This window comes from Pseudorhodoplanes sp. (assembly GCF_035565855.1).
Classification (GTDB): domain Bacteria; phylum Pseudomonadota; class Alphaproteobacteria; order Rhizobiales; family Xanthobacteraceae; genus Pseudorhodoplanes.
In genome coordinates, this window is sequence record NZ_DATMRX010000310.1 from 1 (window position 1) to 10,749 (window position 10,749).

The 10,749-nt window shown below is 65.2% G+C and carries 9 protein-coding genes; 4 read left to right on the forward strand and 5 right to left on the reverse strand.

Features of this window, described 5'->3' with window-relative positions:
• Positions 1-279: 279 nt before the first annotated feature.
• Complete coding sequence (locus tag VN004_RS17795; RefSeq protein ID WP_325612873.1) at positions 280-1,062, forward strand: hydroxypyruvate isomerase family protein; 783 nt, start codon at positions 280-282, stop codon at positions 1,060-1,062.
• Positions 1,063-1,080: 18 nt separating this feature from the next.
• Positions 1,081-1,620: a hypothetical protein gene (locus VN004_RS17800; protein WP_325612875.1), complete on the forward strand. Its 540-nt coding sequence runs from the start codon at positions 1,081-1,083 to the stop codon at positions 1,618-1,620.
• 294 nt (positions 1,621-1,914) lie between these two features.
• Here VN004_RS17800 and VN004_RS17805 read toward each other — a convergent pair whose 3' ends face one another.
• A complete protein-coding gene (locus VN004_RS17805; protein ID WP_325612877.1) occupies positions 1,915-2,805 on the reverse strand; it encodes a metallophosphoesterase in 891 nt (296 codons plus the stop codon).
• 67 nt (positions 2,806-2,872) lie between these two features.
• Between VN004_RS17805 and VN004_RS17810 the strand changes: the two genes are divergently transcribed.
• Positions 2,873-3,382: an NUDIX domain-containing protein gene (locus VN004_RS17810; protein WP_325612879.1), complete on the forward strand. Its 510-nt coding sequence runs from the start codon at positions 2,873-2,875 to the stop codon at positions 3,380-3,382.
• Positions 3,383-3,503: 121 nt separating this feature from the next.
• Here VN004_RS17810 and VN004_RS17815 read toward each other — a convergent pair whose 3' ends face one another.
• Positions 3,504-3,938: a PRC-barrel domain-containing protein gene (locus tag VN004_RS17815; protein WP_325612881.1), complete on the reverse strand. Its 435-nt coding sequence runs from the start codon at positions 3,936-3,938 to the stop codon at positions 3,504-3,506.
• 110 nt (positions 3,939-4,048) lie between these two features.
• The gene (locus tag VN004_RS17820) at positions 4,049-5,029 is read right to left on the reverse strand and encodes a glutathione S-transferase family protein (protein WP_325612883.1); all 981 of its coding nucleotides are present in this window, start codon (positions 5,027-5,029) and stop codon (positions 4,049-4,051) included.
• Between the two features lie 131 nt (positions 5,030-5,160).
• Between VN004_RS17820 and VN004_RS17825 the strand changes: the two genes are divergently transcribed.
• Complete coding sequence (locus VN004_RS17825) at positions 5,161-5,679, forward strand: N-acetyltransferase (protein ID WP_325612885.1); 519 nt, start codon at positions 5,161-5,163, stop codon at positions 5,677-5,679.
• Here VN004_RS17825 and VN004_RS17830 read toward each other — a convergent pair.
• Positions 5,676-7,742, reverse strand: coding sequence for a hypothetical protein (locus VN004_RS17830; RefSeq protein WP_325612887.1), 2,067 nt, complete (start codon positions 7,740-7,742; stop codon positions 5,676-5,678). The two genes, VN004_RS17825 and VN004_RS17830, sit on opposite strands and share 4 nt — an antisense overlap.
• The gene (locus VN004_RS17835) at positions 7,739-10,606 is read right to left on the reverse strand and encodes a DUF4159 domain-containing protein (RefSeq protein WP_325612891.1); all 2,868 of its coding nucleotides are present in this window, start codon (positions 10,604-10,606) and stop codon (positions 7,739-7,741) included. Before VN004_RS17835 ends, VN004_RS17830 begins: the two co-directional genes overlap by 4 nt.
• Positions 10,607-10,749: the final 143 nt, after the last annotated feature.

Below are 10,749 nucleotides of genomic sequence, written 5' to 3' on the forward strand. Positions count from 1 at the left end.
GGCATCGAACCGCCTTGTATACAGGCAGTCAACCACAAAACGTCCCACTCGCCCTGTGGGGTTCAATGTGGGCATTCGCCCACAATCATCAAGGCTTTGATTTGTCGTGTTTTTGGGGCTGGCCTCCATGTGGAGAAGGGACAACTTTCGAGGCGTGTCCGCTGCCCACTGCATCGCCAAAGACGGGCAAATCCGGCGCTGTCATCACGGATTGTGCACAGCGAAGCCGGGAGAAGCTTTGGTACAAGGGGCTCCGATTCCCTCCGCCTGCGAGGCCCAATGCCCCGTTTTGCCGCCAATATCGCGTATCTGTTCTCCGAGCGTCCGCTGATCGAGCGCCCCGCCGCGGCCGCGGCCTTCGGCTTTCGCGCCGTCGAAGGCCAGTTTCCCTATACGACTCCCGCCACCGCCCTCCGGGACCAGATCGAACGGCATGGTCTTGCAATGCTGGGGATCAACACCGAGCGGGGCGGCGAGGGGCAGTTCGGACTGGCCGCGGTCCCGAACCGCGAGCGAGACTTCGACGCGCTCTTTGCACAGGCGCTGGACTACATCACCGCGGTCGGTGGCCGCGCGATCCATGTGCTCGCCGGCTTCGTGCCGGTGAACGAGCGGCCGGCGGCCGAGCGCACCTATATCGCCAATCTGATGCGCGCCGCGGATCGGGCGGCCGAGAAAGGCATCACGCTGTTGATCGAGCCGATCAACAATCGCGACCGCCCGAATTATTTTCTCAACCGCGTGGAGCACGCGGCCGACATCATCGCGAAAACGGGCAAATCCAACATCCGCATTCAGTTCGATTTCTATCACGCGCAGATCATGGGCGGCGACCTGATCCGGCGCTTCGAGGCCCATCTTCCGCTGATCGGTCATGTGCAGATCGCGGCGGTTCCCTCGCGACATGAGCCCGACGAGGGGGAGGTAAGCTATCCCGCGATCTTCAGGGCCCTCGATCGCCTCGGTTATGCCGGTTGGGTGGCGGCGGAATACCATCCGCGCGCGCGAACCGAAGACGGCCTCGCATGGCTGGCGCAAGCCGGGCTTTCGGAGCACCGCTAACGGCGCTACGGTCCGCTCATGTGGGGACGCAAAAAGCGTGAGACGCAGCCGCCGCAGCCGGTTTCGCCGCTGAAGGAGGCGCTGCGCCAGGTTCGGATCGAGGCGGCGGAACGATCGGGGATCGTGCTGGAGATGCGCGATGCCGAAGCCGCGCGTCTCGAACTCCTGAACGAAGCGCTCGACAAGGTGTTCGCCGAAATCCCCGCGGATGTGGATATTTTCGATCGCGGGATCAGCCATGGCGACGTGCCGCGGCTTTGGATCGACATCACCGCCTATGTGATCATGGGCCGCGACAAGCGTGTCTATCGCTTCGTGCAGGACACCCGCTATGGCCGCAAGGTCCTCTCGGAATCCAACGATATCGGCGAGACCGCCAAGGCGATCACGCGTTACATCGCCGCTCGCCTGATCGAACGCCAGCGCGCGTTATCGGAGAGCGGGCCACCGCGCGCCGCCGTGCCGAGGTCAACGGCCTGGCGCACCGGCGCCGCATTCGTCCTGGGGCTGCTGGTCGGGGCGCTGTCCCTTGCGCTTGCCGCGCTGGTGTTGGGCTGATTGGCTTTCGTTCCGACCTCATCCTGAGGAGAACGCGAAGCGCCTGTCATCGGAGGATGAGGGCGGCCCAATCTCCGAGACGCATTGCTGAGTTTATCATCGGGCCGCGCTGCGCGCGGACGCGTTGACAATGCTCCTCAGGAAGAGGCCGGGCCGGGCATCGCCCACTTCTTGTCATGCCCCGCGAAGGCGGGGCATCCGGTAAACTATTGAGCGTTGTGTGTACTGGATCGCCTGCTTTCGCGGGCGATGACAGCCCGAGAGTGACTGCCGTGTGACCCTGAATGTGCTTGTCTACGCGACCGCGAGATCGCGCTTGCCAAGGTCCACGATCGTGTCGGTGTCGTGCTTGAAGCCGCGCGCGGTCATTTCGCAACACCAGCGATTGCCGGACTTTGCGATCGCATAGAGATTGTAGCCGGCGAGATCGCCTTCGCCGCCGATCGCCGAGGCAGACGGAACGCCGCACGCAGGAATCTGTCCCGCGGGTCCGTCCAGCATCACCAGCGAGTGGATATGATCGTGACCGTGCAGCACGAGCTCGGCGCCATGTCTGCGCAGCACGTCGCGGAACTTGTCGGCGTCCATCAGGCGCTTGAACCGGTGCGTGGGTTTTGTCACCGGCGGGTGATGGATCAGCACCACGCGAAACAGCCCTTCTGCGCCAAGCTTGTCGAGGAGGTCCGGAAGCGCATGCAATTGGTGGGTGCCGAGCTTGCCGGTCGCCATGAAGGGGGCCGTCGTGATCGCGCTCGATAATCCGATCAGGGCGATGTCGCCGCGGCGGCGCACGAACGGAAACTGATCCGCACCCGTGGTGTCGCCCTTCATGAAGTCGCCCCAGTGCGAATGCCATTCGCGGGCGGCCTTGCGCACATAGGCGTCGTGATTGCCCGGAACGAAGGTCACGTTCTCGGCCGGACCCACGGTGTCGAGCCAGACGCGCGAGGGCGCGAATTCGCCGGGCAGCGCGATATTGAGGATGTCGCCGGTGACCGCGATATGGTCCGGCTGCTGCGCCTTGATGTCGGCGACGACGCGCGACAGGACCTCGGCGCGGTGGAATGTCTTCCGGCGCCTGTGCCAGTTCATGTAGCCGATGGCCCGCTTGCCCGCGAGGTCGCGGATGCGGGCCGACGGCATGGGGCCAAGATGCGGGTCCGACAGGTGCGCAAGTACGAACATGAGGGGAGGGTGCGGGCTTTCCGGCTTTTAGTCGATTCAGACTATAGTGAGTCGGGTGCGCGCTTTGATGAAACTGTGGTTCGGCGCCACCGAGATCGCTCTAGACCGGCGGGGAGGCCCCTTCGACCAGATGATCCGCCGTGCGATGCATCTATACTGGCGCTTCTCGCGCGGGATGACCCTCGGGGTGCGCGGCATGGCGCTCGATTCGGACGGGCGCATCTTTCTCATCAAGCATTCCTATATCCCCGGCTGGCACCTCCCCGGCGGCGGAGTAGAGCCTGGCGAGACCATGCTCGAGGCCCTGCGCCGCGAGATGATGGAGGAAGGCAATATCGCGGTCGGCGCTGCCCCGGAATTCTTTGCGCTGTATTTCAACCAACGCGCCTCTGACCGCGACCATGTCGGGCTCTATGTGGTCCGCGACTTCACCCAGGACAGCCCGCCGAAGCCCAATGCGGAGATCGTGGCGCACGGCTTTTTCACGCGCGATGCCCTGCCGCCGGATACCGGGCCGGCAACGCGCGCGCGCATCGCCGAGGTGCTGGATCGGACCAGGCCGTCCCCGCTTTGGTGACGGGGGGCGATCGCGCAATCATCGCTGCGGTGATTGGGAAGCAGGCGAGGTTCAACGCCGGAAGGGGGCCTCGCACTGGCGAAGCCCCCGACGATCCGACGATCAAGGTTGCAGCAGCCGGTCAGTACTTGAATTCCGGCATATTCTTGAGCTGATCCTTGTTGGCGTTGATCACGGCGCGGTCCGGATACCATCTGCGATCGCCGTTATTGGCGGCGCCGGTGGTGGTAGAACCTTCGTTGGAAAAGCGCAGCTGGTTCATCGGCACCATCACGTCGCGCTCGCCAAGACCGAGGAAGCCGCCGACACCGATGATCGCGCCGGCGACCTGACCAGACGAATTCAGAATAAGCTCGTCGATCTCGCCGATCTTCTCGTTCTGCTGGTTGTAAACGTTGACGCCGATGAGCTTCGAGGCGCGCCACTGGCCGGTGGCGGGCTTGTTCATGGTCTGATTGGTTGCGGCCGGCGCGTTCTGCTGGGGCGCGGTGTTGGTCTGCGCATAAGCTGACCCCGCAAGCAACATAGCGGCGACGACGAGCGTGATTTTTTTCATGGTTTGCCTCCTTCTGGGCGGTGATGCAGGAGACAAATTCTGAGCTCAGAGCAATGTTCCGGCGCCGGATCGAAAACTACACGAAGCGATCGGAACCGCTTGCAGCGCGCTTAACCAAACCGGCCCCGATCGTGCGGGCGCATGAATTCCAGCGCCGGACCGACCGGCACGATTCCCGTCGGATTGATGGTCTTGTGGCTGCCGTAGTAATGGCGCTTGTACTGATCGATATCGACCGTCTCGGCGATGCCGGGCCATTGGTAAAGGTCGCGGGTGTAATTCGACAGGTTGGGATAGTCGTCGATCCGGCGCAGATTGCACTTGAAGTGCCCGACATAAACCGCGTCGAAGCGAATGAGCGTCGGGAACAGCCGCCAGTCGGCTTCGGTGACGGTCTTGCCGCAGAGATAGCGCTGCGTGGAGAGGCGCCCCTCCAGGACGTCCAGCGTCTCGAAGAGCTGCGCGAAGGCTTCCTCGTAGGCCTCCTGGGTGGTCGCAAATCCGCAGCGATAGACGCCGTTATTGACGGTCTCGTAAATGCGCTTGTTGATCGTATCGATCTCGTCGCGCAGGGCGTCCGGGTAGTAATCCGTCGTATCACCGGTCAGCGCGTTGAATCCGGTGTTGAACATCCGAATGATCTCGGACGATTCGTTGTTCACGATGGTGCCGCGCTTCTTGTCCCACAGCACTGGCACCGTCACGCGCCCGGAATATTTCGGATTGGTCTTGAGGTAGATTTCGCCGAGCGTCGATGCGTCGTAGAGATGATCGCCGGTGGAGCCCTCGGCGCGATTGAAGGTCCAGCCGCGTTCGAACATCATCGGCGAAACAACAGACACCGAAATCAGATCTTCGAGTTTCTTCAGCTTCCGGAAGATCAGGGTCCGGTGCGCCCAGGGACATGCCAGCGAGACATAGAGATGGTAGCGGCCCGGCTCTGCCGGGAACCCGCCTTCGCCGGTCGGGCCTGGCGCGCCGTCCGCAGTGATCCAGTTGTGGAAGCGCGTCGCCTCGCGTTCGAACCGACCCTTGCTTTTGCCGGTGTCATGCCAGGTGTCGTGCCAAATGCCATCGAGGAAAAAGCCCATTCCGCGCTCCCTGGTTGGAACCAAGATATGGCTCCGCCCGGCGGACGAGCCAAGCGGCAAATTGGCATGCCGCATGAATGGATTTCGCTGGCGGCAGATGCTAAGCGCCTGCGAGGACTGGCTGCCATTAAATGACCGATCTCTCCATCACCATCCTGCCGGAAACCGAAGACGACGCGCTCGCCATCGAGCGATTGCACGAACGCACCTTCGGACCCGGGCGATTTGCGAAGACCGCCTACCGGATTCGTGAGGGCATCGGGCACGATCTCACGCTGTCCTACACCGCGCGCGTCGGGACCTTGCTGGTCGGTTCGCTGCGGCTGTCCCCGGTGCGGATCGGCGAAACCCCGGCCTTGCTGCTCGGACCATTGACCATCGAGCCGCCCTTCCGCGATCGCGGCATCGGCCTTGCCTTGATGCAGCGCGCGCTTTCTGACGCCAGGGAGCGGGGCCATCGGCTGGTGATCCTGGTGGGTGACGAGCCCTATTACGCCCGCGTCGGCTTCAAGCGTGTCCCGCGGGGGCAGGTGGCAATGCCTGGCCCCGTCGATCCCGCGCGGCTCCTTGTCGCCGAATTGATCGAGGGAGCTTTCGCGGGCGTCAAGGGCGCGGTGCGGCCCGATTGGCCGGAAGCGGTGTCGGCCTAGCGGCCCTCGCGCGCCCAGGTCGCGGCCAGCGATCCAATCAGCAGCAGCAGCCCGAGAATGCCGGCAAAGACCGGCAGGACGCCGATGCCGCGGAGTACGCTGGCATCCCGCAGCTTCAGACCCATCCAGTCCTGACCGTTGAAGGTCTCGCTAGAGCGCACCCCGACGATCCGCGGGACGGAAACATTGCCGCCGTCGTCGAGCCTGCGCGCATCGCCGCCGGTCGAGGCCGCGAGCGGTCGCAGCGTATCGGCCGTCGATGTGACCTCGGCGAATTCGCGCGGATTGACCGGCCCCACATTGACCAGCGTGGTGAGCTTGCCGTCGCTCGCGCGCCACAGCCCGAGTTCGTTCGCAGGGGTCGTGCCGCGCCACAGGCCGGGCTCGACCTGCTGCAGTAAGATGCTGCGGGTCTCGCCTGACGGCGTCGTCACGAGGACCGGATCGACGGTCTCGGCCATGGTTTGCCGATCGATCGACAGATCCCGTCCACGTGCGGCGACACGCAACGCTTCTTCTTCCAGATCGGGCTGCTTCATCAGCCAGTGCGACAGGCGCCGCAACAGATCGAGATGCGGCCCGCCACCTTCGAAGCCGCGCGCCCAGAGCCAGATATGATCGGAGAGCAGCAAGGCAACGCGGCCTTCGCCTTCGCGTGACAGCACCAGCAGCGGCTTGCCGTCCGGCCCCTCCATCACCGACGAGCCCTGGCCGACCTTGGCATCGACCAGGCGGAACCAGCGGCTCCAATGCGGCGGGTTCTCGGAGCCGCCTTCGAGCGCGCGCGTCACCGGGTGTCGTTTGCCCAATTCGCTCAGCCGCGCGTGATAAGGCGTCTCGATCATCTTGCCGCTCGGCTCGGCGGGAAGCACCACATCGAGCGGCGTGCGCCACAGCGACGTCGGGCTTGCATAATCGGGACCCGCAGCGATCAGCACCGCGCCGCCCTCGCGCACATAGCGCGCGATGTTGTCGAAATAGACGATCGGCAACACGCCCTGCCGCGCATAGCGGTCGAAGATGATCAGGTGGAATTCGCCGATCTTTTGCTGAAACAGCTCGCGGGTCGGAAAGGCGATCAGCGACAATTCGTTGATCGGGGTGCCGTCCTGCTTTTCCGGCGGCCGCAGGATCGTGAAGTGAACGAGGTCGACCGCCGCGTCCGACTTGAGGAGGTTCCGCCAGGTGCGCTCGCCGGCATGCGGCTCGCCGGAGACCAGCAGCACGCGCAGCTTGTCGCGTACGCCGTCGATCGAGACCACGGCGCGGTTGTTCACCGGGGTGAGTTCGTTCTCCAGCGGCGCCGCTTCGATCTCCACGATATTGGGCCCGGCATGTGGAATCTGGATCTGCACGCGCACGGCCGTATTGGTGGTCACGTTGCGCGTTTCGATCTGTTCGCCGTCGCGCCGGATGGTGACGCGTGCGCTCGATGGCCCGACGCCCTGATCCTGCACCCGGAAGACGATGGTCTGGGACTGGCCGACGATGCCGAAGCGTGGGGCGGAGGTCAGGACCACACGGCGGTCGCGTTCGTTGGCTTCGCCGGTCACCAGGGCATGCAGCGGCGCGTTGAAGCCGAGCTGCGCCGCGTCCGGCGGCACGTCGTGGACGCGGCCGTCCGTAATCAGGAAGGCGCCGGCGATCCGATCCGGCGGCACGTCCGAGAGAGCGGCGCCGAGCGCGCTGAACAGGCGCGTGCCGTCGGTCTCGCCATCGGCAACGCCCGCTTCGACCATGCGCACATCGATGTTGGGAATCCGCGCCAGCCGCTCGATCAGCGCTGCACGGGCTTCCTCGGTTTGCTTCGCGCGATTGCCGAAATTCTGGCTGGGACTCTTGTCGATCACCACGGCGACGACGGAGGGGATCGGTTCGCGGTCCTCGCGGGTGAAGGAGGGATTGGCGAGCGCGAGCACGAGCAGCGCCATCGCAATACCGCGCAACACCGCCCCGCGGCTGCGGATGAACAGCAGAAGCGCGGTGATGACCAGCGCAACGGCTGCGGCCGCCCATAACAGATAGGCGGGAACGAGGGGCGCGAAGGAGATCCCGAAATTCATTGTCCGAGGCGCTCCAGCAACGCAGGCACGTGCACCTGATCCGCCTTGTAGTTACCGGTGAGCGTGTACATCACGATGTTGACGCCGGAGCGGTATGCCATTTCGCGCTGCCGTGGCTCACCCGAGACCATCGGCAGCATCTGCTGTCCGTCGGGCCGCATTGCCCAGGCACCGGCGAGATCATTCGAAGTGATCAGGATCGACGATACGCCGTCGCCGGCGCGAGCTGGCCGTCGGTTCTCGCTTTCCTCGTCGAGCTCGTCCTGAGCCGGCAACGCTTCCACCCAGAGCTGACCGGTGTGGAAGCGGCCGGGGAAGTCACGCAGCAGATAGAAGGTCTTGGTCAGCACATGGTCCTTGGACACCGGCTCGAGTTCGGGAATGTCCAGCGACGCGAGGATTTCGCGCAGGGCCAGCATTCCGGGGCTGCGCGCTTCGCCGCCGGGGCCGGGCGGTGCCATGATCGCGTCGCGCGTATCGAACAGCACGGTGCCGCCCTGCTTCATGTAGGCGTCGATCCGTGCCAGCGCCTCGGGCGAAGGCTTTGCCGCGTTCGGGGAGATCGGCCAATAGATCAGCGGAAAGAAGCTGAGTTCGTCGCGCGCGATGTCGAGGCCGATCGGCTCGCCGCCTTCGAGCGCGGTGCGTTGCGCAAGAAAGATCGTGAGGCCGCTCAGCCCTGCCTTGCTGACCGCATCGACCTCCGCATCCCCCGTTATCACGTAAGCGAGTTTGGTCTGGTTGGCCGCTCGCATCGCGAAATCGTCGAGCGTTGCGGGAGGCTGGGTCACTGTGGGGCGTCGCGGCGGCTCGGGTGTCTGCGCCTGCGCTTGTCCATTGAAGGCGAGGGCTACGATGACCGCGGCAAGGACGAGGCTCGCGGCAGCAGCGCGACGCCGCGTGCGGGTCAGGCGTCCGAGCCCACCGGCGAGCCAGAACACCACGAGCGCGTCGAGGAGCAACAGGGCAAGGGCGGCGAGGAAGATCGGACCCCGCAGGTCGACCGGTTCGCTGAGACGGTAGATATCGCGACGGGCATTCAGCGGGCCGATATCGACGACCTCAGGCTTGTCGGTTGCGGTCAGAGTGTTGACCGCAAGCAGGCCTTCAGGCGGCCCGTAGAATCCGGGCGGATGGTCGCCCGAGGCGCGGTTCACGTAATTCGCAGGCACCGGCTTGGCGATGCCGGGCGGAGCGCCCAGCACGCCGTATCCGTCGAGCGTGCGCGCCGGCGCAAGCGTCTCACGGTCACGCTCCGCACTCGCCTGTTCGGCGGTTGCGGACGAGCCCGACAACGCGACGAGCCTTTTGAGCATCTCCACGAACGAGCCCGACAATGGCAGATCGGACCAGCGGGTATCCGCGGTCACGTGGAACAGCACGATCATGCCTTTGCCGCGGCGCGCGCCGGTGACGAGTGGCGTGCCGTCGGCGAGTGTTGCCCAGCTGCGCTCGGACAGTCCGGAATCCGGCTCGGCCAGAACCTGGCGATTGACGGTGACATCGCCCGGCACCGGCATGCCGCCGAACGGGCTTTCGCGCGAGAAGGCGGCCAGTGGCTGCGGCTTTTCCCAGGACAGCGAACCGCCGAGCGTGCGTCCGCCACGGCGGAGCCGCACCGGCACGAGTTCGTCGTCGGAGGCGGCGAGGCGTGGCCCCGCGAACCGCACAAGGATGCCGCCATCCGCCACCCATCGCGCGAGGCGTTCGCGGGCCCCACCGACCACATTGCCCACATCGGCGAGGATCAGCATCGGCACATTCTGATCGAGGAAGCGGGTCACCATGTCCGAGGGCGACACGCGCTCGCCCATCCTGACATCCGCGAAGGGCGAGAGTGCACGCTGCAGATAGAAGGTCGAGGCGAGGAGCGGCTGTGCGGTATCGGCGGTCGCACCGGTAATCACGCCCACCGTGCGCCTGCGCCAGCGCTTGTCGAGCAATTGCACGGCGCCGGCCGAGCGTTCATTGGCGATGTCGAGCCTCGCGATGTCGTTGCGCAACTCGACCGGCAGGTCGAAGGTCGCGACGGTTTCGCGCTCGTTCGGCTTGAGTGCGAACGGCGCCTCGCCGAGCAACAAGCCTTTCAGATCGTAGGCTCGCACATTTCCGGCCCGGTCGTTTCCTGCCGAGGCCCGCAGCACCTTGACGGTCAGGGCTCCGGCATTGTTGTCAGCGGCGCTGAGGGCAAGCGCCTGCGGAACGCCGCCCTCGACGACGGTGATGCTGCGCCCGTCGAGTAGTGTGGAGAGGCCGTTGATGAACTCGCCGGCGCGGCCAAGATGCACGCCATCCGAAAGCCAGACCAGTTCGGCATTCGGCGAGGCGGCAAGGAAGCGCGTCAGCGCCGGCAACGCTTCGACCCGCTCGACGTCATGCGGCTTGGGCGAGGCTTTCTGCAGCTGCACACGCGCCGCGGCGGCGGTCTGCAACGAAACGCTCCGTCCGGCTTCGGACATCGGAATGATCGCCGCTGCACGGCCATCGGCCTCTGCACGCGCGAGCATGTCATCGGCTGTGCGAATGCGTGTGTCCCAGGTGGATGCAGCCGCCCAGCCGTCATCGATCAGAAGCGCGAGCGGACCCGAGCCGCTCGAGGTAGCGACCGACGGATTCCACATCGGACCGGCGGCCGCGAAAATCAGCAGCGCCGCAAGGGTGAGGCGGAGCAGCGTCAGCCACCATGGGGTGCGCGACGGCGTCTCCTCCTTGGGAGCGATGTCGAACAGAAGCCGCGCCGGCGGAAACGCGATGCGGCGCGGCCGCGGCGGGATCAGGCGGAGCAGCCACCACAACACCGGAAGGCTGAGGAGGCCGAGCAGCACGAGGGGCTGCGCAAAGCCGAGCGGCAATCCGCCGATCATGCGCCTGCCTCCGCTTGTGCGGGTCGCGATGCCGAAACGACGACGTCGTCGCTTTGTCCCATGCGGGCATGCAGGGCCAGCACGAGTTCGCTCGCGGCCCGGTCGGTCCGATGGATGATGAAGCTCGCATTGACCCGGTCGGT